Here is a 24,959-nt window from a genome sequence, read left to right as displayed (position 1 = left end):
CGGGAAGAGGCGCCGCAGCTTTTCCCCGGCACGCTGCCGGCGCTCAGCCACATCGCCGCCCGGTACCGGACGGCGGTGATCAGTAACGGCAGCCGGGAAAAGCTGCTGCGGCGCATGTCCGCCGCCGGCCTCGCAAGCTGCTGCCGCCGGAGCGGCTGTTTGCGCCGAAGCCCGGCGGGGCGGGAAAGCCCGCCCCAGAGCTGTTCCGGCGCGCCCTCACCGCTATGGGCGTAGCCCCCGCCCAAGCCGTCGTCGTCGGCGACTCCAGGCATAACGACATCACCGGCGCCTTAAGCGTCGGGATGGATGCCGTCTGGGTCCGCCGGGAACACAAAAACGCCCCTTCCCTCAAGAAATCCGGGAAAGGGCGCATTCTCATCGTCCGCAGCCTTGACGAGCTGGAAAAGCTCATTTAACCTGACTCGCGTAGATCATACGTTCAAATCTTTGCGTTTGCCCGTTACCACGTAGATAACGTCTTCGCCGATATTGGTGGTGTGGTCCGCTACTCGCTCGATGTAGTGGGCCACCATCATCAAGTGGGATAACTGGCGGTTTACTTGCAGGTCGGTCCCCATCATGCCGGTGAGTTCCGTCAAGATTTTGCCGTACAGCGCATCGACCACATCGTCTTTTTCCGCCAAGGACGCGGCTCGTTGCACATCCCGTTCCGTAAAGGAGAGCAGACTCTCCCGCAACATATCGATGGCTAACTCCGCCATGGCCGGAATATCAACCAGCGGCTTCACCAGCATCTCGCCCGACATACGCAGCGTCACCTTGGCAATGTCCACAGCGTGATCGGCGATCCGCTCCAAATCGACGGCGATCTTCGTCGCCATGCCGATGATGCGCAAATCACCCGCCATCGGCTGCTGCAAAGCGATCAGGCGGAGACACAAGGATTCAATGCGAAGGAGCATCTCGTCGACCCGGTCATCCTGCTCGACGACTTTACGGGCAATACCCGTATCCAGCGTCTTCATGGATTCCACGGAGAGACGGATCTGGTTTTCCACCATATGCCCCATCTCCAGCAATTCTTTCTGCAGATTTTCCAATGATTGATGAAAGCTTAATCTCGTATCCATATCGATCCCCCGTCCTTCTCCCCTGGTTGCTTTCCAATTATCCGAATCTTCCGGTGATATAATCTTCTGTCCGCCGATCCGCAGGAGCAGTGAACATTTTATCGGTTTTGCCGGACTCCACAAGAATGCCGTTCAAAAAGAAGGCCGTCGTGTCGGAAATCCGCGCCGCTTGCTGCATGTTGTGCGTCACGATGATGATGGTGTATTGATCTTTCAACTGCTGAGACAACTCTTCAACCTTGAGGGTGGAGATTGGGTCCAGCGCCGAAGTCGGTTCATCCATCAGAAGCACATCCGGTTCAACCGCCAACAAGCGAGCGATACACAAACGCTGCTGCTGGCCGCCCGACAAGCCCATGGCCGATTTGCCCAGACGGTCCTTGACTTCATCCCATAGCGCCGCTTGGGTAAGACTCTTCTCCACGCGCTCATCCAAGAGCGACTTCTTTTTCAAGCCGTGGATTCTCGGTCCGTACGCGATGTTGTCGTAAATGCTCATGGGAAAAGGATTCGGCCGTTGGAACACCATGCCTACTCTTTTGCGCAAGGAAACCACGTCAGTATCGGGTTCATAAATATTTTCCCCGTCAACTTTCACACTGCCGGTAATGCTCACGTTGTCGATGAGATCGTTCATCCGGTTTAGCGTCCGCAAAAAGGTGGATTTCCCACAGCCGGAAGGCCCGATCAAAGCGGTTATGGAGTTGGGGCGGATGTTCAGATTGACATCGAAAAGGGCTTTGTTTTCGCCATATGCTAAATTTAATTGCTCCACTTGGATTTTATGCATGTCCGTCAAGTTACTTCCCCCCGGAAAGACGTTTTTGGATGATTCGTCCTGGTATAGCGATCAACAAGTTGAAAATGAGAACGATAAGAATGAGCAGCGCTGCCGTTCCTTCGGCGATTTCTTTGGCATCAGGCGCCAAGGAGGTTGATCCGGAATACCACAGATAAACCGCTAACGTTTCCCCCATTGCTTTCAAGTCGAAGTCAGGCAAATGGATGGAGGATACGGCAGTACCCGCCGTATAAATCAACACGGCCGTCTCGCCCAATGCGCGGCCTGCTGTCAGCGTGATGCCTGTGATCAAGCCGGGCAGCGCCGTGGGAAGCAGCACCTTGCGGATGGCTTGCCAGCGGCTGGAGCCAAGAGCAAGGGAGGCTTCCCAGTAGGAGGCGGGAACCGTGCGGATCGCTTCCTCCGTTATACGAACGAGCACCGGTAAATTAAGCAGCGATAATGTCGCCGCGCCGCTAATGATCGAGATTTTGAAGCCGAACATTTTGACAAACAGCAGAGCTCCGAAAAGTCCGAATACAATGGAGGGCACGGAAGACAAAGCTTCTACGGAGATGCGAACCAATTCGGTGAACTTGTTTTTCCCAGCGTATACGGCCAAATAAATGCCGGCGCCGATACCGATAGGCAGTGAAATCAGGAAGGACAAGAACAAAATATAGAAGGAGTTGAACAGCATCGGTCCAACACCGCCGCCCGCTCTCGTTTCGGAGGGCTTGCCGGTGATAAAGGACCAGGATAGATGCGGCAGACCGTTGCCTAAAATGCGAATGAGAAACAAGGCGAGAATAATCAAGATGACGATTCCGGCAAACCAAAAATAAACGGTGGCAATCCGGTCGATTAGACGGTTTCGCTTCATTTCAATTCACTCCTTTTAGCAACGACGCGAATCAGCAGGATAAGCGCTAAGGATAGGATCAGCAGGACAAAAGACATCAAGTACAAGGAGTTATTCCAGGCGGTTCCATGAAAGGTATTGGCCATGCCTTTAACGATGGCGGTAGTCAGAACCGTCGTGGAATCCAGCAAGGAATGAGGGATTTTAGGCGAGTTACCAATGACCATGAACACAGCCATCGTTTCGCCGATAGCCCGTCCCATCCCTAGGATAACGCCTGTCAAAATGCCCGGCTTAGCGGCAGGTAGCAGCACTCGCCAAATGGTTTGGAAACGAGTTGCCCCGAGGGCCAGAGACGCCTCTTCCAGTCTGCCCGGCAGGGAGCGGAGAGCGTCTTCGGATACCGACATGATCGTCGGCAGAATCATGACCGCCAAAATGATCGCCGCCGGTAATATCCCATACCCGGTGCCGCCAAAAGTATCCGCCAGAAACGGAACAATCACCGTAAGTCCGATGAGGCCGTAGACGACAGACGGAATACCCACGAACAGATCAGCTGCAGGCCGAAGAATTTCCCGCATCCATTTGGGCGAGATTTTCGCCAAAAACACTGCTCCGGATAAAGCCAGCGGGATCGCCAGCGCCACCGAAATCACCGTTAACAATATCGTGCTGTACACAAACGGCAGAGTACCGAAGCTTGGATTTGTCTCCGATGTCGGATTCCAGTCCGTCGAGAAGAAGATTTCCGAGAAGCTCACGTCTTTGAAAGTTTGCATCCCCTGATAGCCGACGAAGATGATAATCGAGAAAATAACAGCGGAAACCAGCACGGCGCTAACGATAAACAGCCTGCGCATCGAATGGTCGATCCGCCTTTGCGTTTTTACCCACCTAGGAGAATTACCTTGTTTATCGTTCTTTCGCTGCTTGGAATTATCTATTGTCTTTGTGAGAACGGACATGGCCATACCCCCGTCTTTCTTTGTGCATATGTCCTTATCATACCGGGCGTGTGTTAGAGTCATATCAATGATTTGTTATCGCTGTGTAAACATTAAGGTTTTGTAAAGAATGGTATTCCGTAAAAAAACAGCACCCCGCTTGGCGAAACTCAACGTCGGCATCGATATTTGTCGATTAAAGGCTGCAACATTTTTATGCCTTCGCCAATGTCATTCAAGTTTAAATGGCCGTAGCCCAGCAAAAGTTTATCGATATGATTTTCGCCTCCGGGACAATAGCAAGCAAGGGGTTGAACCTTTACCCCAACCGCTTTGCTATCCTCAACAAATTCCGTTCCAAACTCCGCCCCCGGAAAATGCAAAACCATATGCAGCCCCGATGCATCTCCCATAGCATGAACGCTGCTGCCAAAAGCGCCGCGAATCGTTTCCAGCAGAATCTCCCTTTTCTCCCCGTAAATCCGGCGCATGCTCCGAACATGCTTATCCATTTTTCGCGTACGAAGAAATTCAGCCAATACCGCTTGCTCAAGGACGGGATTTTGCACATCCAGGTACATGCGGCGGTGCTTCCACTCCGTTTGCAGCGCCTTCGGCAAAACGACGAAACCTATGCGAAGGGCGGGAAAAAGCGTCTTGCTAAACGTCCCGACATAGACCACATGCGAAGAATCCATGGAATAGATGGGACTTACCGGCGGTCCGGAATATCGGAACTCACTGTCATAATCGTCCTCGATGATGTAAAAATCGTGTTCCCTCGCGAGCCGGATCAATGCCGCTCGTCGGCTAGCCGGCAGGATGCCGCCAAGGGGATATTGATGGGACGGGGTGACGTACACCGCCGATAGGGAACTTCCGTCCAACTCATCGACATCAGCCCCATGGCTGTCAACCGGCATCCAGCGGTAAGGAGCGTCCCGGTCCGCGATGATCGTATGGAAGCCGGGATGCGACGGCTTTTCTATTCCAAAGCCGAATCCCTCTTTATACAAGAGATCGGTCAGAAGAAAAAGCGCTTGGGTTGAACCGGCAGTAATGAAGACGTCTTGAGGGTTCACGTTCATGCTCCTGCTGCGAAACAACCACATGGCGATCTCCTCGCAGAGCGGTTCATACCCTTTCGGATTCCGATAACCCCAATCGGCAACAGGCAAAGCTTGAGCCGCATCCCGCAACATCCGGTTCCAAAGCTGCCATGGAAACCGGAGCAAATCGGGTCTCCCTGTCCGAAAATCCGCCTTCACCATCGCCCGCTGACCCGACTCACCCGTTTCGCTTTCATGTACCGAAGCTTCCTCCGAACGGACTCCATCCTCGATAACAAGATCTTCCACAACCCGTGTCGGCGCTCCTTGACGATTGACGATAAACCCCTCTGTCAACAGCATGTCATAGGCCTCGCAAACGGTATTCCGGGAGACGGCGAGGTTTTTCGCCAGCTCGCGCGTCGACGGCAGTGCCTCCCCTGGGGCTATCCGCCCCTTTATAATTTTCTCCTTAATCGAAAGAAAAATTTGACGGGACAAGCTGATTTCATGCTTTGTTTGTAGTTCAATTCCCCACATCGTCTGCACCCCCAACTGGACCAGTGATAATGACCTTCAACTGGAGCTTACTCCAGATCAGTTCTATTGCTATTATGGCAAATAAACCCAAATGAAGGAATGATCAAAATGGTTTCAATCGGCAAAATCTATCTGTTTTTCGCCTTTTTACTGGCGGGTACATCTGTGGTAACGGCGCGCATCCTTTCGGACTCCTTGGGCGTTTTTACGCTGACTGCCTTGAGCCTGGGCATCTTGCTTCTCTGTCTACTTCCCTTTTATCTCAATCGCACAATCCGGACGGTTCGTGCATTCAAGAAAACCGATTGGATTCTGATTTTGCTGCAGGCCACCTTCGGAATCTTTCTGTTCCGTGTTTTTTTGCTGCTCGGCCTCCATTTTACCAGCACCGGAGAAGCCGGCATCATGACAGGCGCATCACCGGCCCTAACGTCAGTTCTTGCTTTTTGCTTTCTGAAAGAACCTCTGCTCAAAAAAACGGGCCTTGGCATCGGCTGCACCGTAGCGGGGATCATGCTGCTTCAGGGAGCGGGAGACCACTTGCATGTTTCCCTTCATCATTTAGGGGGAAATGCATGGGTGTTATGCGCAGCCGCAAGCGAATCGATTTTCAATGTTGTTGCCAAAAGCCAAAGCACGGCACGCCATTCCTCGCAAGAGATCCATCCGATGGCACAAACGCTGTTGGTTGCAGCCGGAGCCTTCCTCCTAAGCTTGCTACCGGCATTATTCGAACACCCTGTCACCACCATAAAAGCGATTGGCATGGAGGATTGGATCGCTCTCATCTGGTATGGTTTAGTTGTGACCGCTCTTTCCTATGCCTGTTTCTTTGCGGGAGTCAAAAGAACCGACGCGTACACCGCAGCCGCCTTTTCGGGTCTTATGCCCGTGACAGCCATGCTTTTATCAGCGCTTCTGCTTGGGGAGCGTACGGGTTTCGCCTCGTGGGTGGGGTGCGCCTTCGTCTTCCTCGGTATGCTGCAAATCTATAGCACGAATCCAAATCAAAACGCCCTCCCGAATTCCACTCTGGAACCGGAAGGGCGCTTCTAAACCTTTTATAAGTCTGTTGTCGCCTGATTATTTCTGGATCAGATCAGCAGGCAGGAAACCGAGGGCTTCCGCTTCCGGGCTGTTGATGAAATCAGAGCTGGTCATGTAGTCGATGAAGGCTTTAACCGCGCCGGTTGCTTCACCCTTGGTGTACATGTGCTCGATACCGTACAGCGGGTAGGTGCCGTCTTTAATGGAATCCTTGGAGAAAGCTACGCCGTTCAGTTGCAGAGCGGTTACTTTGTCCGTTACGTAAGGAGCGTCAACATAGCCGATGGAGCCTTTGCCGGTTGCGATAGCTTCTGCAACGGTTTTGCTGGAATCTTGGGTGGTGCCGTCTTTGGAGAAGTCTTGGCCGTCAAGGATGATTTGCTTAACCAGCTTTCTGGAGCCGGAGCTATCAGGACGGTGAACCAGGTTGATCGGAGCGTCAGCGCCGCCGACTTCCTTCCAGTTCTTGATCTTGCCCATGAAGATGTCAGCTGCTTGTTGCTTGGTCAGCGTCGTAACCGTTACATCTTTGCTTACGATAAGAGCAAAAGGTGCAAGGGCAACAACATGGTCGACAAGAGCATCTTTGTATTGAGCATCAGCGACTACGTCGGAGTTACCGATATCGGATACGCCGTCAGCAACGTTCTTCACGCCTACGCCAGAACCGCCTGCTGTGGCATTGATTTCAACTTTCGGATTGTTAGCCATGAACTTCTCGCGAGCCAGGTTAACAAGAGGAAGGAGTGCGGAAGAACCGGAAGCCGATACTTTGCCTTCGATCTCAGGACCCTTTGTAGCCTCAGTCGACGGGGAAGCAGAATCAGACGGTGCTACAGTCGCTGTCGAAGCGGAAGGGCTCGTATCTGAAGAGGCATCATCTTTTTTATCGCCGCAACCTGCAAGAGCTCCAACCATTAATACCGATGCAAGTGCAAGACCTAACCATTTTTTAGACATGTGTTTCTTGTCCTCCCTTATCTTTTCTCGTTTATTGTTTACATTGTTATCTTAACAATGCTTTGTAAAAGCCAAAGCCGCGAATCGTTAAGACAATGTAAATTTTCCGGGAATAGAGAGAAACGCGGCATGGAAAACTAAGCCATCCGCTGATCTGGATTGGAGGGTCGTGATGCAGAAATGGAATGCTTGGCTGGGAAGATTAGCTCATGAATATACGCTGATCGTCTTTGCCGCTGTTTTATTCTTTACCGCAAAGGCTATCATCGCCTACTATTCCTACCGTCACTATGACAAAAAATTAGACCGTATCGAACAGCAGGTGCAGGAATTGTCCAGAAGGAAAAACATGCCGAAAAGCTAATCGTTTTTGCAGCGATCAAACGTAAAAAGGCTCCGACCTCAGTAGGTCAGAGCCTTTTTTTTCCCATCCTAGCTTATCTCGACAGATCTCAGACTATTAAGAATATGACCGATTGCGAACAAGGCGTTGCAGATAAAAAGCGGCAAGGAATGCAGAACGGCAGAAGCGCACATGAAATATAGAACCGGAAAGACGGCCATCGGGACCGGAATGGCAAGGAGCGAAGAAAACAAAAGCCGGTATTCCTGATTTCCCGAAAAATAACGCAGCCACTCCACGTAATAGAAAGCAAGAAATAACGCCATTCCAATCCATGCGGCGATTTCGTAAAAACGATCCGTATGAATCGCGTAAAATATCGGGATCCCGAAGGAACCGACCCGGCCTATACCTTCAAATGCGGTTAGGAGCCTGTTTCCTTTCGGTTGTTCGGCGGGAGCATTCCTCGGCGGCCATTTTATAAATAGAAGATTCGGCAGCAGGATCATGAACGGAATGAGCAGACTGGGCAGGTGGAACAAAGGGAGCCCTCCTTTTGATAACACTCAGTATACGGGATGGAATGGGAAAAGGATGTGATCATCTCATCAGATTCGCCGCAATCAGCAGGAAAAAGAGGAAAAGCCCCAAGCTGAGCGCCATCGTATCCTTCCGTGACCAAACGAAGGTATCTACGCCGAAATCGAGCCGCGAATCTCCCTTCTTCATTTCCATCGCCATCACCAACTCTTCGCCCCGAAACAAGAGCGCGAGGAGAAGCGGCACGACCAGGGCGGGAAGATCGCGCAGCCGAATAGCGCCAGGCCGAAGCGCAGCTTTCCCTCTGGCCCGGACGATGACGGAGAAGCGTTGCCACTCCTGACCGATCATCGGCAGAAACCGGAAGAGAAACGAAGCGGCCAAGGCGAAGGAATAGCCCGGCAACCGCAGTTTATCCAAGGGCTTCACGGCCCAATATAAGCCCTGCACCATGCTCCGGCTAGTATTGGCAGCAGATAGCCAATAACTGGCGGCGGCGATGATGAACAAGCAGCTGGCATTCCAGGCCGCGGCTTCCACTCCCGCTATCGAAAAATGAATATGCGGCTCGTTCAATCCGCCGGACCATGCGAATCCTGCCAATAGGACAGCTAATCCCACTAAATAAAGCAGGGGTCTCAGCGCTTTCCACCCGTTTTTCACCTTTATCAACGGAGCGCCGATGAAACCCGCGGCAGAAAGACTAGCGCAAACCATAAGTCCCCACCATGAAATCTGCACCATTGTCGCGATCGTGATCAATAAGTAAAAGGCCCACTTCAGCCGGGGGTCCCGGTTCTGCCACCACCAGGAATATGCGGATTGGACAACAGTCAAAACTTTTGCCGCTGTATCGAATTCTGCATCGGCCTTAATCCGCGATAGGTTCAACTCTGCAGCCCTCTGTCCTGTTTCTTCTAATGAAGTATGCATCACATGGATAATCGCCTCGGCAGCTTGATCCGGTGTGAAAAGATCACCGCGAACCGACAATCCCTTCGCCGCGAAACAGGCAGCCAGTTCGGCACAGGCCGGAAGACCGACTCCGGCGGCAAGAAGCATTTGCGGCCGGGAGACGACCTCACTCGGCGTACCGTCTGCCGCAATCTCCCCTGCCGCGATTACGATAACTCGATCGGCAAGAGGCAAAAACGTGTCCAGGTCATGGGTGGACACGACCGTTCCGAGACCAGCTTGTTTCCTTGCCGCAAGCAGCTCGGCCAAGCTGCCTGCCGCAGCCGTCTCCATAGCGGCTGTGGGCTCGTCCAGCAGCAGCCAACCAGGAGCTGCAGCTGCCGTTGCTGCAAGAGCCAGCTTTCTTTGCTGGCCGCCGCTAAGGGAGAACGGCGAACGCTCCCGTTCATAAAAACCCGCTCCGCCTAATAACCGGCTGGCGTAAACCGCCTTCTCTTCTTTCTCTTGATTATTCATTCGATAGGGTGCAAAGGAGTAAGCGAACTCCTTTTCCATATTCCGGGCAAAAAGCTGCTGCTCCGGGAATTGAAAACCCAGGCTGACGTCCAGCAGATTCATTTTTGCCGCTTTACCGTTTCCGTCCCAATGAGGACAGCCGTTCAAGCTGACTATACCAGCATCTGGCTTGCGGATGCCCGCCATCACATGGAGCAGCGTCGACTTCCCGGCTCCCGACCGTCCGATGAGGAGCGTAAGCTCCCCTTCCCGCAGCGTCAGATTCATATTCTGCAAAATCGGCACCGGCGCTGTACCCTCCACGGAAACGGCGTTTACCGAAACATGACTCAGTTCTAGCGGCATCGTAAGATCACCGCCTCAGCCAAATCTTCCCACGTTAAAGGCGACGGGGAGAACCGGCACTTTTTTGCCGCCAGTTGTTCTACGGTCTTGACGATAAATGGCGGTTCCAAACCCAAACTGCGGCAGGGTGTGATCATCGCGCATGATTCTTCGTGGTTCCCCGCATCGCCTGTTTCTTCCCCGTAAAAAAAGACCCGCGGATCCCCGTCAAAAGCGACGGCCCCGTCGGAAAAAGCAACAACTCGGTGAGCGTTAGCCGCCTCTTCCAGCCGGTGGGTAATCCAAACCACCGCCGTTCCGTTCCGGTTGGCGGTCCGAACAGCATCGATAGCGATAGCGCGGGTGGCCGGGTCCAGCATCGCGGTGGGTTCGTCCAGCACCAATAGATCCGGTGAAGAAGCCAGCACCGCCGCAAGATGAATGAGTTGTTTTTGGCCTCCTGACAGCCGTTGAACGGGATGATCGGGAGACAAGAGGAGTCCGACACGGCTCAGCGCTTCATCCACCGCACTTCGCATCCGGGCGGCATCCTGGATATCCGCGCCAAGCTGCCAGGCGAACTCTTCTCCGATGGTTTCCCCTAGGAATTGGGCATCGGCGGTTTGGAGCAGACCGCTCAGCTTCATCCCTTCTTGGCGGTGTAGCTCCCCAGCCGAAAGGGGGCAAAGGCCCAACAGAACGGAAGCAAGGGTGCTTTTGCCGCTGCCGTTGGCTCCCGCTACGACGACCCATTCCCCGCGTTTTACGGTTATCGAAACGTCCGACCAAACCCGGCGGTGTGCTCCCGCTTCTGCGGGATAGATAACGGCGGCATGCCTTAATTCGATTAATCGCAAATGGCTATCCATAACGTAAGGCTATCCTTTCCGCTCGTTCCATGTTATGCTGTAATCCTCAATTGTTAACCTATTTCAATCTTCGTTGGTTAACAATACAACTCTAGCAAAAGAACGGAGAAGTGACAACCATGAATTGGACCCTTCGTGGAACGGTATTTACAGCACTATTTGCCGCCATAGTCGTCGTTTTCGGCTACATAAGCATTCCGTTAGGTTTTACGGCGGTTCCCATCACCCTGCAAACCCTTGGCGTCATGCTGGCCGGCGGACTGCTCGGTCCTCGCTATGGCTTCATCAGCATGGCGCTCATCATCCTGCTTACCGCACTGGGCTTTCCGCTTTTGCATGGAGCCGGAGGCATGTCTGTCCTGCTCGGCTATACGGGAGGCTTCGTCATCATGTGGCCTTTTTCGGCCATGCTGATCGGATTGCTGCAGCCTTTTTCACCAAAAAAAGGATGGTTGAGCTCTCTCTATTCCTTCATAATCCTAGAAGTATTCGGATCGCTCATTATGTACACCACCGGAGTCGCCTGGTATGCCCATGTCGCACATGCATCATTGGCTAAGAGCATGGCTGCGGCTTGCTATCCTTTTTTACCCGGAGACGCCATAAAAGCCGCAGCCGCTACAGCGATCATCGCCGCCGTGCGCCAAGTGTTTCCCCCGGAGCGATTAACCGGCGCCGCCCATCGCCGCGTCGTCATGGAAAACAAATCGCCGCTTGCCTAAAGGGGTAACAATCGTAAACGACTACCCGTACATCGAGTCTTACAAGCATCATGACTTTCTTTTCCGTGATCGTGAATATAGGGAGCAGCCGGTATATCGACTGCTCCCACACTGGTGAAGTGCTAGCTTCTGAACGGCGTGGAATAACTCATGAAACAAAAAAGGAAGGGTCTACCCTTGCAGCTTTACACATTATATCGTATTATATGAATATATTAATTTAGTTTTTCATTTCTTAAGAAAGGGGGCATTGTTTTGGACAGCAATTATCAGGCTTACCAAAAATCCGCCGAACTGCTGAAGGCACTGGCCCATCCGGTCCGGCTCTGCATCGTTCATGGACTGCTACAGAAAGGCAAGAGCAACGTCACCTATATACAGGAATGTTTGGACTTGCCCCAATCCACCATCTCTCAGCATCTGCAAAAACTGCGAAGCTTGGATATTGTCCGAGCGGAACGTTCGGGACTGGAAATGATTTATTCGGTACCGGATGAACGCATCGGAATCATCATAAAAATACTAATCGGAGAGGATTCCTACCATGAGTAAAAAAGTTCTGATTGTCGGCGGAGTCGCCGGTGGCGCATCTGCAGCAGCACGTTTAAGAAGATTGGATGAAGAAGCCCACATCGTCATGTTCGAACGGGACGCCCACGTATCGTTTGCCAACTGCGGCCTGCCCTATTATATCGGAGGCTCGATCAAAGACCGCGGCAAGCTTCTGGTGCAAACGCCGGAATCGCTTTACAACCGGTTCAACATCGATGTTCGCATCCACAGCGAAGTCATCGCCATCGACCCGACCGCCAAAACCGTCACCGTGCAAAGCCGGGACCGCGGGCAATATCAGGAAAGCTATGACGCCCTCATTCTGTCACCAGGCGCGAAGCCGATCCGTCCGGCTCTACCGGGGGCTGAAAGCGCCCGAATTCACACCCTTCGCAACATTGCGGATACCGACCGGATCATGATCAGCCTCAGTCAGGGCGCGGCAACGTCAGCCGTCATTGTTGGCGGCGGTTTTATCGGAGTCGAGCTGGCGGAAAATTTGCGGGAACGCGGACTTGCCGTAACCCTCGTTGAAGCGGCCGACCAGATTCTCGCCCCCTTCGATCAGGAAATGGCCGGAGTGCTGGCGAAGGAAATGGAAGATCGAGGAGTCCAACTGATTTTGTCCCGCAAAGTGGAGGGCTTCCAAGAGACCGCCGACGGCATCGATGTCCGTTTGGATAACGGAGCTGTCGTTCACGGCAGTTTGGCCGTCTTGGCTATCGGCGTAACGCCGGACACCGGCTTTTTGCGGAATAGCGGGCTGGAAATGGGACCCCGGGGACACATTATTGTCAACGAGCGGTTGGAAACCAATCTGGAAAATGTGTATGCCGCCGGCGATGCCGTCGAAGTCGTCGATTTCGTCAACGGAGCGAAAACAGCCATTCCTTTGGCCGGACCCGCCAATAAACAAGGCCGCATTGCGGCGGATAACGTTTGCGGACTGGGTTCGGTATTCAAGGGCTCTCAAGGCACTTCGATTCTGAAGGTGTTTAACCTAACCGGAGCCGCAACGGGCAACAATGAAAAAACTCTCAAGCGGCTAGGCACATCTTACCAAGTCGTCAATGTTCACCCAAGCTCTCATGCCACTTACTATCCCGACGCTTCCCCAATGTCGCTCAAATTGATATTCGATGAAAAAGGGACGATCTTGGGCGCCCAAGGGGTAGGAACGGACGGGGTAGACAAACGAATCGGTGAGATCGCAGCCGTTTTGCGGCTCCGCGGGACGATCTACGATCTGGCCGAGCTGGAGCATTCTTACGTTCCTCCCTACTCTTCTGCCAAGGATCCGGTACATATGGCTGCCTTTGCGGCGGAAAATGTATTGGCCGGTCTGACCGAAGTATTCTTGCCTCGGGATCTCGCATCCATGGACCGCAGCAAGTCCATTTTGGTGGACGTGCGCACGGAGCTGGAGCACAAAAACGGCAACATTCCGGGCAGCGTGAACATCCCAGTTGACGAGCTGAGAAGCCGCCTCGGTGAATTGGATTCATCCAAGGATATCTGGGTGTACTGCCAGGTCGGACTTCGGGGTTACACCGCCAACCGGATTTTAACGCAGAAAGGTTTCCGCGTGAAAAACTTGACGGGCGGATATAAATCCTACCGGATGGCTGAGTACAAGCCGAAGGCCCCATCCTTCGAATAAGGCGGAGCGGCCATCGCATTCAAGGGACTGTCCCAGACGGGGCGGTCCTTTCGCTTTTCTCCCTCAACGTTTCGGCTCAAATCAAAGGTCATCTCCACCTTGGCCTTTTATTTTGATACAATGAAGAAAATGTAGAGCGGCTGGTCTTAAGGAGATGAAGCGCAGATGGGAAGAAAACAAACCTATAGTCAAACGGAGCTTTTGGATACAACGAAGCGTTTGTTGTTGGAGCATGGCTACGACGGCTTTCATTTGAAGCTTTTATCCCAACACCTCCATGGGGCCAGAAGCACGATTTATCAATATTACGGCAGCAAAGAACAAATTGTGGCCGCCTGTATGAAACGCGTGATGACGCTCATGTTGGACGATGCGTTAAAGGTTGATGAATCGGATTGCATGAATGCGTTACAACAACTGTTGGGCATCTACGTGCAGGAATCTACATTTCATCAGCTCCTAGGCGAAAAGCATAAAATTAATACGACGGATTTCCCCGATGCCGCAAACGATCTTACGTTTGTGGAACAATCCCACGAGACGCTGAAGGCGCAGCTAACCCGGCTGTTCGAACGTGCGCAGCAAGAAAACAAGCTTCGCAAAGACGTTCCGCTCCCCGTTCTGATCGGAGTCTTTTTCAATCTGATCGATACGCCGAATATGCTGAACCTGCCTGCCGATAAGTGGAGCAAGTATCTGTTCGAAATTTGGTTCACAGGCGTCCAAAAATAAATTTTTAGTTTATTTGACACAAGTGTCATTTATGGAGTTTAATAAAAACAGCCTTTCAGGGATGAAAGGGCCAAATTTGACACAAGTGTCAACTATATTTTCGTAAAGGGGTTGATTCCATGTTCTTGGCAATCAAGGAAGTGATGCACAATAAAATGAGATTTCTCATGATTGCGATCATTTTTGTGCTGATCTCTTGGCTGGTTTTTATTTTATCCGGGTTGGGAAACGGTTTGTCATCCTTGGCCGCTTCTACAGTAAAACAAATGAAAGCCGATTATGTCATTTTTGAAGAAGGATCACAGTCTTCGCTGAGTAAATCATTGCTGTCGGAGCAATTGATGGCGGAAGCCGAGAAGCAGCCAAATGTGAAAGCCGCCTCGCCCATTGGCAGCACGATGGCCACAGCCTTGAAGGGTGAGAGTAAAAAAGATGAAGACAAACTGGACATCGCCATTATCGGAATTACTCCCGGCAGCTTTCTTGAACCGGCGGTCGTGGAGGGAAATGGTTTGGAAAGCGGCAAACCCAATGGGGTGCTTGCCAATCTATCCATGAAAGACGAAGGGTTTCACCTAGGCGATACGTTTAAGTTGGATGGCTCCACGGAGTCCTTGACTATTGTCGGGTTCGTGAAAGGCGAAACCTACAACCATGTCGCTTCCGTATTCACCCCTCTTGAGGAGTGGCGCAAAATTGCTTTTGCCGCGCCGGGTTCGGATAACAGCATTGTCCAGCCCATTAACGCCATCATGCTGCAGGGCAAAGAGATCCACCCGGTCGACATGAATAAGAGCCTGCCGAATACGAATACCGTCACTCGCGCAACGGCGGTGCAAGGGATGCCCGGGTACAAAGAAGAGAACGGCTCCATCCTGATGATGCTTGCGTTTCTCCTGACGATTTCCGCCTTCGTTCTCGGCGTTTTTTTCTATGTGCTCACCATGCAGAAATCCAATCAGTTCGGCGTGATGAAGGCGATCGGAGCGAAAAACGGGTTTTTGGCAAAAGCGATCCTATCACAAGTTTTCGTGATCTCCGTGGCCAGTATTGCAATCGGAGCCCTGTTGACCTACGGAACGGCCGTCGTTTTGCCTAAAGGAATGCCATTCATTTTGAGCACGAAGCTGGTCGTCCTCTATTCCATTCTTCTAGTCATCATCGCACTAGTCAGTTCTCTCGTATCGGTACGAACCATAACGAAGGTTGATCCATTAAAAGCGCTGGGGAGGGTTGAATCATGACAACAGGACTCGACATTCGCAACGTGACGAAGTATTACGGGGAAGGCGATAACCGTATCGCAGCCCTCGATAACGTGTCCATCACGGTTAATCCGGGAGAATTTGTCGCCGTTGTCGGCCCGTCCGGTTCGGGAAAAAGCACGTTCTTATCCATCGCAGGGGCGCTGCTGAAGGCGTCCGAAGGGGATGTGAGGATCAATGGAAAAGAAATCTCCAAACTGTCGGACCGCGATTTGTCTGCTATCCGCTTGGAGGAGGTCGGCTTTATCATGCAGTCCTCAAATTTAGTCCCTTATCTGGACGTTTTGGATCAGTTGCTGATCGTGAAACGGATGTCGGGCAAAGTGAAGGCGGCGGACAAAGCAGCTGCTGTCAAATTGTTGGAGGAGTTAGGGCTCGGCGCAAAGTTGAAAAGCTTTCCGGAAGAGCTGTCCGGCGGCGAAAAACAGCGAACCGCCATTGCCCGGTCGCTCATTAACGATCCTAATGTGATATTGGCGGATGAACCGACGGCTAGTCTGGACACGAAGCGCGCCCACGAAGTCGTCCGTTTGATCGCCCAGGAGGTTAAAACCCGGCGGAAAGCGGCGGTCATGGTGACCCATGACGAGAGGATGCTGGAATATTGCGACAAAGTCTACCGCATGGAAGACGGCAAGCTGACCCTATCCCGGGAAGCTTCCCGGGCTCATGTAACCGTGTGACCTGAAATAAAAAGGGATTGTTCCGGAAGCGCCAAGAATCGGCGGCTTCTGGTACAATCCCGTCTTTTTTTGCGGGAAACGGCGATAGCGGTTACTCCGTGACGACGCCCTTTTTTAGGATCAGGTTGGCGTAAAGCGCTCCTTCGCCTGTCGCCACGATGGCGTAAGCGTTTTTTGCCCGCTCATAGAAAGCGAAGCGCTCCACCTGCTCGAAGGGCTCCACCAAAGAAGCGCGGGCTGCAATAATACGGCGGTACTCCTCCCAAACGGGGGTTTCCACCGGATCACCGGGCACGACCTGCATCAGCGCCGCCGGCTTTGCCACATAGGGATCAAGGGGAAACAATTGCAAAAGAGCGTCCAGCAGAACGGGGATGGCGATACCATCGCACCGCACCAGCCGTTTGGCATGGCTTACTGCCGGAAAGTTGGCGTCTCCCAGTACGATTTCGTCACCGTGGTCCATCTCCATGATGATTTTCAAAAGCTCGGGGGAGATCACCTTGGGAATTCCTTTTAACATGCCGCATGTCCTCCAATCGAAGGGTTTATATCGTTCGGGCAACCCGCTTTATTGACCGGATACTTTTGCTTGGCTATGGCGTTCCTCTAGCTGCAGAAACCCTTGGTACGCGGCGTCCCATGACCGCCGGCTTTCCGCTTCCGGCTCGTAAATGATCGGATCGACGGAAGCTTTGGCCAGTTCCCGTGCTTCCTGCAAATCCCGGCAGTGTCCCATAGCCGTAAGCTGCAGCAGCAAATTCCCGATAGCGCTGGCTTCAACTGGCCCTGCCCAAACGGTCCGGCCGATGGCGTTAGCCGTCAACTGGCATAATAGCTCGTTCTGGATGCCACCGCCGACCATATGCAAGCCGGGATAATGGCTGGACGCCAACTCTTCCGCATGCTCCAGCGCATGTCGGTATGTGAGCGCCAGGCTTTCTAGAATGCAGCGAGTAATGGCTCCGATATTTTCAGGCACCGGTTGGCCATGCTCGCGGCAGTAGTTGCGGATTTTGTCCGGCATGTCGCCGGGGGCGTAAAACCGCGGATCTTCCACGCGGATCAAGCTGCGGAACGGCTCAGCCTTGCGGGCGGCTTCCACCAGCTCGGTATAGGAGACGGATTGCCCATCATCCTCCCACTCCCGCTTGCATTCCTGGAGAATCCACATCCCCATGATGTTTTTCAACAATTGGTATGTGCCGCCGGCTCCGCCTTCATTGGAAAAATCATGCTCCATCGCCTCTTCGCTCAAGACGGGTCCGGACTGTTCCATGCCGAAAATCGACCAGGTGCCGCAGACCAGATAGGCCGGCGCGACACTGGCGGGAATGGCCGCCACAGCGGATTCCGTATCGTGAGAGGCGACAGCGATGGCCGCAATAGGCGGAACTCTCAGCTCCCGGCACACTTCCTCGGACAGCTCACCAATCCTGGTTCCCGGCGCCACCGGGTCCGGAAACAGACCAGGCGGGATGCCGAGTCGGCTCATGAGCGCGTCGTTCCATACCTGCTTATCCGGGTGGTAGAGCTGAGTTGTCGTCGCCATGGTGAATTCGCATACCTTGCGTCCCGTCAGCAAATAAAGTAGAAGATCCGGTGTGAGCAGCAGCGTCTTGGCGATATCCAGCTTGGGCGATGCTGCTTTTTTCATGGCGTACAGCTGGTAAAGGGTGTTGAAGGGCATATTTTGCAGGCCGCTCTGGAAAAAAAGCTCCTTTTTCCCGATCAGCGCCAGAACTTCATTTACCGCTTCCTCGGTCTGGGGGTCGCGATAATGATAGGGATTGCCGATCAGTTCGCCGTTTGCGTCCAACATTCCGAAATCGACGCCCCACGTATCGATGCCGAAGGCTTCCGGCGAATAGCCTTGCTGGAAGGCGGCGCGAATCCCCTTCTTCACTTCCTGAAAAAGGCTCAGAATGTCCCAATGCAGATGTTTACCGACTTGCACCGCCTGATTGGGAAAACGATGGACCTCCGTAACGGTCAGTTTTCTTCCTTGTCCGGAGCCTCCGATTTCCGTCAGTTGGCCTACCAGCGCTCTGCCGCTGCTGGCGCCGATATCAAAGGCCAACACCGTTGCGATGATGCTCACAGGAAACTCTCCTTTCTCTGCCTGGGCGGTTCACTTCATTTTCTGCAGGAGTTGGATACGGTAGGCTTCGCTTTCCAAAGAGGCGATTTCGTCGACTTCTTCGTCCGTCAATACCTTAGGTTCGCGGACGGCGCTGGCGGTGAGGAAAATCTTCGCGCTCTCCTCCACCACCTCCGTGCGGTAGTACGCCTCGCGCAGGTTGCGGCCCGTGGTGACAAGGCCGTGATTGCCGAGAAGAATCGAGCTCGCTATGCCAACTTTTGCAGTAACCGCGTCAGCCAACCGGTCCGTCGTCGGCAATACATAGGGAACATAATCAGTTCTGCCAACCAAAGCGGCTTGATCCGGGAACATGATGGGCAGTTCCTGCTCCACAAGAGTGAAAGCGATGCAGTTGGGCGGATGGGTGTGCACCACGGCGCCGATGCATGGATTCGCCCGGTAGGCGTACAGGTGCATCAAAACTTCCGACGAGGGGCGCAAGCCGTTGTCAGTAATTGTTCCCGCGGCGATGTCCACCTCTACCCACTGCTCCGGCAATATTTCATCCAGGGCAAAGCCACTGGGAGAAAGGTACATTTTACCGTCATGGCTGGCGCTGATATTGCCGCCGGGTCCGACGACCAAGTGGGCTGCGACGATTTTTTGAGCGTATTTGCATAACTCCTGGCGAATGTTCGCGGAATCCATTTGTTTAGGCTCCCTTCTGGGTTATTTGTAAAGCGGGCCAAAGTTGGCGCAAGCGCGATAGTCAGCTTCTTCCGGATTCGCCGTGCCGAACAATCCCCAAGCTCTCGGACGGAAAATGCTCTCTTCCTGAACGTTGTGCATGCAGACCGGAATGCGTAGGATGGAGGCCAAGGTGATCAAATCGGCGCCGATGTGCCCGTAGCTGATGGAACCGTGGTTCGCTCCCCAATTATCCATGACGTCGTAGACGGTGCGGAATGCGCCTTTTTCCGTTAAAATCGGAGCAAACCAGGTGGTCGGCCAGGTCGGGTCGGTCCGTTTGTCCAAGGTGTCATGGACGTGCTCCGGCAGATCAACCGAGTAGCCTTCGGCGATTTGCAGCACCGGTCCGAGACCTTTTACCAGGTTCAACCGGGTCATCGTCATCGGCATGCCGCCCTTGGTTAGGAAGTCGGAGGAATAACCGCCGCCGCGGAAATACTCGACGGATGCGGGACGCCAGGAGGTGGCTTTCAGGCAGTTATCGGCTTCTTCCTGGCTGATTTCCCAGAAGGGCTTCATCACCGGTTTGCCGTCACGGGTTTGTTCGCCGGTGCCGTCCAAGGTGGCTGAACCGGAGTTGATCAAATGCAGGATGCCTTGGCTTGCGGCGCCTTCCAGCTTGTAGCCGGTTACCCGTTCTACAGATTCGGGGCTCCAGTACGTGCGGACGTCGGCAAAAATTTGCGCCGTATTGGTGAGCAAGTAGCCAAACAGCATGGAAGCTCCGTTCAAGCTGTCGTTTTCGGTGGCAACGAGATAAGGAGCGCGGAGACCGTTCCAATCGAAGGAAGAGTTCAGGATCGATTCCAAAAAGTCGCCGTTAGGGAAGTGGTCTGTCCATTGCCGTTGTCCTTGAAAACCGGAGACGATGGCGTTATGACCATTGGCCTCTTCCTCAAAGCCTATTTCCTTGAGACGCGGATTGCCGACCATCATGTCCCGGGTAATTTGGGTCATTTTGACGACGGTTTCCCAGTTTTGATCTTTCTGCTCGCGGGACTGCTGGATGGCTGCCGAGTTGTTGTCCGGGCCTTCGATACAGTTTTCCTTCACCCAGTTCATCGCTTGGACGAATTCTTCTTTGTCGTAGATGCCCTCATCCATGCGGCGCACGAACTCGGACATATCGATGTATTCATTGCGCATGCCTAAATATTCTTGAAAAAAGACGTCGTTCACAATGGAGCCGGCGATCCCCATGGATACCGAGCCCATGGACAGATAGGATTTGCCGCGCATGAGGGCGACGGCAAGACCGGCTTTAGCAAAGCCGAGGAGCTTGCCTTTTACGTCTTCGGGGATGGTGGCATCGCCGGAGTCCTGCACATGTTCGCCGTAGATGCCGAATGCGGGCAGTCCCTTTTGGGCATGGGCAGACAGAACAGCCGCCAAATAAACCGCGCCAGGACGCTCCGTACCGTTGAAGCCCCAAACGGCTTTGGGTACAGACGGGTCCATATCCATCGTCTCGGTGCCGTAACACCAGCAAGGGGTTACCGTGATGGAAACACCTACCCCGGCTTTGGAGAATTTGTCGGCACAAGCCGCCGCTTCCGCCACGCCGCCGATGCAGGTGTCCGCGATAACGCTTACAACCGGCTCGCCGTTAGGGTAACGCAGCTCGGCTGCCAGCAATTCGGCAACGGCTTTAGCCAGATTCATTGTTTGCGCTTCCAAAGATTCGCGAACGCCTTTGCGGCGGCCGTCGATAGTGGGGCGGATGCCGATTTTCGGATAACCGTCTTGCCAGCAGGTTTGATTAACGAAGGATGATGACATGATGGATGACCTCCAATTTTTGGTGGGGTTATCGATAACTCTAAAATAGCAACGAAGCCCATTGCTGTCAATGCTTTTCTTCGGTAAGATGATAAAAAGATTATTCGGCCAAGTTTGCGAGTATGATTTCTCACGCCAAACTATTGAAAACGGAGATTGCTATGGTTACGATTTACGATATTGCTTCAAAGGCTGGCGTGTCCGCCATGACCGTGTCCCGGGTCATCAACAATACGGGACGGATCAGCGAGAAAACCCGAGCCAAAGTCAGACGGGTCATGGAAGACCTGAATTATGTCCCCAACCAGACCGCGCGAAGCCTGGTGCTTCAGGAAACGCGGATTTTGTTTCTGCTCATCACCGACATCGCTAACCCGTTCTATACCACCGTTGCCAGGGGCGCTGAAGATGCGGCGCGGCATTACGGGTACCGGTTGTTTTTCGGCAACAGCGACGAAAATATCGAAAAAGAGCAGGAGTACGTCCAGGTCATCCTGTCGACCCGGGCCGACGGCGTGCTGATCGCACCGGCGGGCGACCCCTCCCGGGACAACCTGGAAACCTTAGGCAAGCACCGCGTGCCTCTCGTGCTGTTGGACCGGGAGGTGCCGGGCATCGCCTGCGACGTCGTCATGGGCGACAGCAAAGAAGGCGCCCGCCAACTGGTGGAGCATCTTGCCGCTCACGGCCACCGGCGTATCGCTATGATCAACGGCTCCCCCTCCATTTCCAGCGCCCGCTCCCGGCTGCAAGGTTTCCAAGAAGCGCTGGCGCTTCTCGGTCTGCCGGCGTTTCCCGGCAACATCTATGAAACCAGCTTTGGCCCGACCCAGCAGCTTGCGGACGCGGAAGCTTGGCTCAGCGCCATGGATCCGCTGCCCACCGCCATCGTGGCGGGCAATAACGTCCTGGCGGTAGAACTCATCCGCTTGCTACGGGCCCGGGACATCCGCGTGCCCGAAGATATCTCCGTCGTCTGCTTTGACGACCTGGGTCCCTACTCGGAGGTGGACCCCTTCGTCACCGTCGTAGCCCAACAAGCTTACCAATACGGCTATCTGGGCATTGAGCTGCTGGTGGAACGCCTCCGGCAAGGAGACGAACCCGAGCCCTGGAAGCGCATCGTGCTGCCTACGGAACTCCTCGTCCGGCGTTCGGTGAGCACGGTGGGAGAGTAGTTGCTTGGTTTTGCTGAGCAGTCAGCGGGTATATGCCTTCTGTGCAGTTGCGTAACACTGCCACTCTGCCCACTGCCGATTTGCCACTTTCTTACCAACTGATCTGCGCCAACTCTCTCTATCAGCAGCGGCAAAACGGCAAAATAAATGTAATGCATTTTGTGCAGCATATTTGGGCTCAGATCCCATTTTTGAAAGAAAAGCCAACATTAAGCTGCAGGTGGTGCAGCATATTTCCGTATCGGGCTGTTTCCGGTGAAATATGCTGCACTTTTTGCATTTCACACAAAAATGGTTGCTTCTCACAAGCGCCATTCTGTGTATCAGGATAGCTGAGGTTTGTACCGGGGGGTGCGGGCTCTCATCGGCTGACCGCCCTTTGAGAACCTCAGACAATCGAGAGTCTCAACCCACCAGTAGAGCGAAAACGATACCGGGGCCATGGACGCCGATGGTCAGATCGTTTTCGATGTCTGCCGACCGGCTGGGGCCGGAGATGAAGTGAATGCCGGCTGGGAGAGCCGACTGCCCAGCTTGGTCAAAACCGGCCAGCACTTCGCCCAGTCGCGTTTTCACTCGTTCCACCGGAATAAGGGCGAATAGCGCCGTCGGCAGCAAGCTGACCGACCGCCCTTTATCCCGGTGGGACACCGCGACGATGGAGCCGGTGCTGGCGACCGCATGATCGGCAAGGATGATGCCGATGTCCGCTTCGGCTGCCCGAGCCCGCATGTCTTCCGCCGGATCGCGGTTCCACCGGGTGATCCGTGCCTCCTCGGGCAGCCGCTCCCCAAGCTGGAGCGCATCCAGTTCCGGCTGATTCTGCCGGACTACGTAGCGGGCGCCCAGCTTCTCTGCCTGCCGGGCGATGTACTCGCCCGCCGCATCCCAGTCCGGCAGCCGCTCCACGATGCCTCCGGCTGCGGTAAAATTGGCCGCGAAGCGCGCAAGCCGCTCCGGCAATGGCCACTCCACCTGCTCCCAAAAATCGGGAGCGCCGCGAAACGGATGCTGCGGAGCCGAAAGCGGCCGCGGCCGGTTAAGTCTGCCGGCAATGCCGTTCATCATCGCCTCCTGCATCCGGCGAGATTCCGCCTCGCGTTCGTCCAGCCAAGCTTTATAGGTATCTCCCATGTTCCCGCCTCCTTCTTTCCTTCATAACGGGTCCCACCTCTGTTTTGCCCACGCGTTTGACCCTACTCCTCCACTTTCTCCTTTCTACCCACTTTTTTCAAAACCCGCTCCCGCAAAACGGTCTCCATCCGGCTTTTCATCACCGGGTCCAGCTCCCGTTTTCCGTTTCCCACTTCCCGGCTCAACCGCTCCCAGCCTTCACGGAACGTTTCGGCGGGTAAGGCAGGCATCACCCTGTAACGGTTCCACCCTTTAAGCGGACCAATCTTCGCGCGGATCTCGCCGTTTTTCGCAATAAGCCGCTGCCCAATCCGCACCGCACGCAGCGCACGCCTATACCGCTTCGCACTGGCCATGACGGCGCCGAACCCCTTCATCCCCACGTTTTCGCCCAGCTCCCCGTGCCCCTGCTCCACCTTGCGCCGGCGCAAGTAAACGAGCATTTCGTGGAGCGGAATCTTCACGGGACAAGCTTCGTAGCAAGCCCCGCACAGGCTGGAAGCTTGTGCGATATCGTTCCACTCCGCGGAATCCTTGTTCAGCGCAGGGGTCAGCACCGCCCCGATAGGACCGCTGTACGTCCCGCCGTATGCATGGCCGCCGATATGCCGGTATACCGGGCAAGCGTTCAAGCAGGCTCCGCAGCGGATACAATTCAGCAGTTCCTGAAACTCTGGATCGCCCAGTTGCAGCGACCGCCCGTTATCCACGATAACGATATGCATCTCCTCCGGGCCGTCGCCGTCTCCCTCCCGCCGGGGACCGGTAATGCCGGACATGTAGACAGTCAGCTTTTGTCCCGTCGCCGAACGGGGCAGCAAGGTCGCCATCACCTCCAGATCCGCCCAAGAGGGAATAATCCGTTCCATGCCCATGAACGTAATCTGCGTTTTCGGCAAAGTCGTGACCATCCGTGCGTTGCCTTCATTTTCGAACAGAACAATCGAACCCGTTTCGGCGATGGCAAAATTACAGCCGGTGATGCCGATATCCGCCGCAAGAAATTTTTGCCGCAGCTTGCGTCGGACGTATCCGGCCAAGACGGCCGTATCCGGCGGCAGCTCCTCTCCAGCGTCCCGGGAAAGCAGATCGGCTATGCGATACCGGTTCATGTGAATCGCCGGAATGATAATGTGGGACGGAGCTTCACCCGCCAGTTGAATGATATACTCACCCAAATCCGTTTCTACCGTCTCCACGCCTGCATTCTGCAGCGCTTTGTTCAGGTGCAGCTCCTCCGATACCATGGATTTGGATTTCACGGCGGAAACCGCGCCCTTACGCTCCGCAATCTCCAAAGCCAACTTGACCGCATCCTCTGCCTTCGGGGCAAAATGCACACGCACCCCGTTAGCCCTCGCATTTTCCACAAATAGATTCAAATAGTAATCAAGATGAGCGATGGTATGCAGACGGATTTGCCGCCCCCGTTCCCTCCACTCCTCCCAGTTGCCATGTTCTTCCGCAGCCTGCTTTTTGCCGGAACGCAGACGTTCGGTGGTAAAACGCACCGCCTTGCGCAAAAACTCGTCATTCAGCGCTAGCTCCGCCCGTTCTTTCACGGTTCCGTCCATCGGTCCGCGGCCGTGGCTATCGCCAGTCCCACTCCTGCCGACAGCATTTCGTCCCGCATCCGC

At 54.1% G+C, this 24,959-nt stretch carries 25 protein-coding genes; 10 read left to right on the top strand and 15 right to left on the bottom strand.

From position 1 onward, the window contains the following. Positions 1–137 precede the first annotated feature (137 nt). Positions 138–416, top strand: coding sequence for an HAD-IA family hydrolase (locus tag TJ79_RS26290; RefSeq protein WP_081757105.1), 279 nt, complete (start codon positions 138–140; stop codon positions 414–416). A 15-nt stretch (positions 417–431) separates the two neighbouring features. On the opposite strand, the gene phoU is transcribed toward TJ79_RS26290, so the two are convergent. The 5 genes from phoU to pdxR all read right to left on the bottom strand — a co-directional run bounded on the left by phoU (position 432) and on the right by pdxR (position 5,270). Next, positions 432–1,091: a phosphate signaling complex protein PhoU gene (gene phoU / locus TJ79_RS22900; RefSeq protein WP_040952668.1), complete on the bottom strand. Its 660-nt coding sequence runs from the start codon at positions 1,089–1,091 to the stop codon at positions 432–434. A 37-nt stretch (positions 1,092–1,128) separates the two neighbouring features. Further along, a complete protein-coding gene (gene pstB / locus TJ79_RS22895) occupies positions 1,129–1,881 on the bottom strand; it encodes a phosphate ABC transporter ATP-binding protein PstB (protein ID WP_040952682.1) in 753 nt (250 codons plus the stop codon). A gap of 10 nt (positions 1,882–1,891) precedes the next feature. Further along, entirely contained in the window at positions 1,892–2,755 is an 864-nt protein-coding gene (pstA, locus tag TJ79_RS22890; RefSeq protein WP_040952667.1) for a phosphate ABC transporter permease PstA, read from the bottom strand. Continuing rightward, positions 2,752–3,702 (bottom strand): phosphate ABC transporter permease subunit PstC, encoded by a 951-nt coding sequence (gene pstC / locus TJ79_RS22885; protein WP_040952666.1) that lies wholly within the window; start codon positions 3,700–3,702, stop codon positions 2,752–2,754. Before pstC ends, pstA begins: the two co-directional genes overlap by 4 nt. 149 nt (positions 3,703–3,851) lie before the next feature. Beyond that, positions 3,852–5,270 carry a MocR-like pyridoxine biosynthesis transcription factor PdxR gene (gene pdxR / locus TJ79_RS22880; protein ID WP_040952665.1) on the bottom strand — a complete coding sequence of 473 codons (1,419 nt, stop codon included), beginning with the start codon at positions 5,268–5,270 and terminating at the stop codon, positions 3,852–3,854. A 108-nt stretch (positions 5,271–5,378) separates the two neighbouring features. Between pdxR and TJ79_RS22875 the strand changes: the two genes are divergently transcribed. After that, entirely contained in the window at positions 5,379–6,326 is a 948-nt protein-coding gene (locus TJ79_RS22875; protein ID WP_052339892.1) for a DMT family transporter, read from the top strand. Between the two features lie 27 nt (positions 6,327–6,353). Here the strand turns inward: TJ79_RS22875 and TJ79_RS22870 are convergent, their stop codons facing one another. Beyond that, complete coding sequence (locus TJ79_RS22870; RefSeq protein ID WP_040952664.1) at positions 6,354–7,277, bottom strand: phosphate ABC transporter substrate-binding protein; 924 nt, start codon at positions 7,275–7,277, stop codon at positions 6,354–6,356. A 172-nt stretch (positions 7,278–7,449) separates the two neighbouring features. Between TJ79_RS22870 and TJ79_RS22865 the strand changes: the two genes are divergently transcribed. Further along, positions 7,450–7,641, top strand: coding sequence for a hypothetical protein (locus TJ79_RS22865; protein WP_040952663.1), 192 nt, complete (start codon positions 7,450–7,452; stop codon positions 7,639–7,641). 68 nt (positions 7,642–7,709) lie between these two features. Here TJ79_RS22865 and TJ79_RS22860 read toward each other — a convergent pair whose 3' ends face one another. The 3 genes from TJ79_RS22860 to TJ79_RS22850 are packed head-to-tail and all read right to left on the bottom strand — an operon-like array spanning position 7,710 to position 10,784. Further along, positions 7,710–8,162 (bottom strand): hypothetical protein, encoded by a 453-nt coding sequence (locus TJ79_RS22860; RefSeq protein WP_040952662.1) that lies wholly within the window; start codon positions 8,160–8,162, stop codon positions 7,710–7,712. A gap of 58 nt (positions 8,163–8,220) precedes the next feature. Then, positions 8,221–9,936: an ATP-binding cassette domain-containing protein gene (locus TJ79_RS22855; RefSeq protein WP_040952661.1), complete on the bottom strand. Its 1,716-nt coding sequence runs from the start codon at positions 9,934–9,936 to the stop codon at positions 8,221–8,223. Next, the gene (locus TJ79_RS22850; RefSeq protein ID WP_040952660.1) at positions 9,927–10,784 is read right to left on the bottom strand and encodes an energy-coupling factor ABC transporter ATP-binding protein; all 858 of its coding nucleotides are present in this window, start codon (positions 10,782–10,784) and stop codon (positions 9,927–9,929) included. Before TJ79_RS22850 ends, TJ79_RS22855 begins: the two co-directional genes overlap by 10 nt. 119 nt (positions 10,785–10,903) lie before the next feature. On the opposite strand from TJ79_RS22850, the gene TJ79_RS22845 reads away from it, so the two are divergent. The 6 genes from TJ79_RS22845 (at position 10,904) to TJ79_RS22820 (ending at position 16,398) form a co-directional block, all read left to right on the top strand. Next, entirely contained in the window at positions 10,904–11,506 is a 603-nt protein-coding gene (locus tag TJ79_RS22845; RefSeq protein ID WP_040952659.1) for a biotin transporter BioY, read from the top strand. A 255-nt stretch (positions 11,507–11,761) separates the two neighbouring features. After that, complete coding sequence (locus TJ79_RS22840) at positions 11,762–12,058, top strand: ArsR/SmtB family transcription factor (RefSeq protein WP_040952658.1); 297 nt, start codon at positions 11,762–11,764, stop codon at positions 12,056–12,058. Further along, on the top strand, positions 12,051–13,718 hold the full coding sequence (locus TJ79_RS22835; protein WP_040952657.1) for an FAD-dependent oxidoreductase: 1,668 nt from the start codon (positions 12,051–12,053) through the stop codon (positions 13,716–13,718). Before TJ79_RS22840 ends, TJ79_RS22835 begins: the two co-directional genes overlap by 8 nt. A gap of 165 nt (positions 13,719–13,883) precedes the next feature. Then, the gene (locus TJ79_RS22830; protein WP_040952656.1) at positions 13,884–14,450 is read left to right on the top strand and encodes a TetR/AcrR family transcriptional regulator; all 567 of its coding nucleotides are present in this window, start codon (positions 13,884–13,886) and stop codon (positions 14,448–14,450) included. A gap of 119 nt (positions 14,451–14,569) precedes the next feature. Then, a complete protein-coding gene (locus tag TJ79_RS22825) occupies positions 14,570–15,694 on the top strand; it encodes an ABC transporter permease (RefSeq protein WP_040952655.1) in 1,125 nt (374 codons plus the stop codon). Next, entirely contained in the window at positions 15,691–16,398 is a 708-nt protein-coding gene (locus TJ79_RS22820) for an ABC transporter ATP-binding protein (protein WP_040952654.1), read from the top strand. The genes TJ79_RS22825 and TJ79_RS22820 overlap by 4 nt, the downstream gene beginning before the upstream one ends. A gap of 91 nt (positions 16,399–16,489) precedes the next feature. On the opposite strand, the gene TJ79_RS22815 is transcribed toward TJ79_RS22820, so the two are convergent. From TJ79_RS22815 to TJ79_RS22800, 4 genes are read right to left on the bottom strand one after another with little or no spacing between them, the layout of a single operon-like run. Then, complete coding sequence (locus TJ79_RS22815; RefSeq protein ID WP_040952653.1) at positions 16,490–16,921, bottom strand: RbsD/FucU family protein; 432 nt, start codon at positions 16,919–16,921, stop codon at positions 16,490–16,492. 48 nt (positions 16,922–16,969) lie between these two features. Continuing rightward, the gene (locus TJ79_RS22810) at positions 16,970–18,499 is read right to left on the bottom strand and encodes a rhamnulokinase (RefSeq protein ID WP_040952652.1); all 1,530 of its coding nucleotides are present in this window, start codon (positions 18,497–18,499) and stop codon (positions 16,970–16,972) included. Between the two features lie 30 nt (positions 18,500–18,529). Further along, on the bottom strand, positions 18,530–19,189 hold the full coding sequence (locus tag TJ79_RS22805) for a class II aldolase/adducin family protein (RefSeq protein ID WP_040952651.1): 660 nt from the start codon (positions 19,187–19,189) through the stop codon (positions 18,530–18,532). A gap of 21 nt (positions 19,190–19,210) precedes the next feature. Further along, entirely contained in the window at positions 19,211–21,010 is a 1,800-nt protein-coding gene (locus TJ79_RS22800; RefSeq protein ID WP_040952650.1) for an L-fucose isomerase, read from the bottom strand. Between the two features lie 161 nt (positions 21,011–21,171). Here TJ79_RS22800 and TJ79_RS22795 point away from each other — a divergent pair, with 161 nt between their 5' ends. Further along, entirely contained in the window at positions 21,172–22,188 is a 1,017-nt protein-coding gene (locus TJ79_RS22795) for a LacI family DNA-binding transcriptional regulator (protein WP_040952649.1), read from the top strand. A 405-nt stretch (positions 22,189–22,593) separates the two neighbouring features. On the opposite strand, the gene TJ79_RS22790 is transcribed toward TJ79_RS22795, so the two are convergent. After that, positions 22,594–23,322 (bottom strand): LutC/YkgG family protein, encoded by a 729-nt coding sequence (locus TJ79_RS22790; protein WP_040952648.1) that lies wholly within the window; start codon positions 23,320–23,322, stop codon positions 22,594–22,596. A 62-nt stretch (positions 23,323–23,384) separates the two neighbouring features. Next, positions 23,385–24,896 (bottom strand): LutB/LldF family L-lactate oxidation iron-sulfur protein, encoded by a 1,512-nt coding sequence (locus TJ79_RS22785; protein ID WP_040952680.1) that lies wholly within the window; start codon positions 24,894–24,896, stop codon positions 23,385–23,387. Between the last annotated feature and the right edge of the window lie 63 nt (positions 24,897–24,959).

Origin of the sequence: Gorillibacterium massiliense (assembly GCF_000455485.1) — a bacterium.
Lineage (GTDB): Bacteria > Bacillota > Bacilli > Paenibacillales > NBRC-103111 > Gorillibacterium > Gorillibacterium massiliense.
This window is presented reverse-complemented; position numbering and strand designations above follow the sequence as displayed.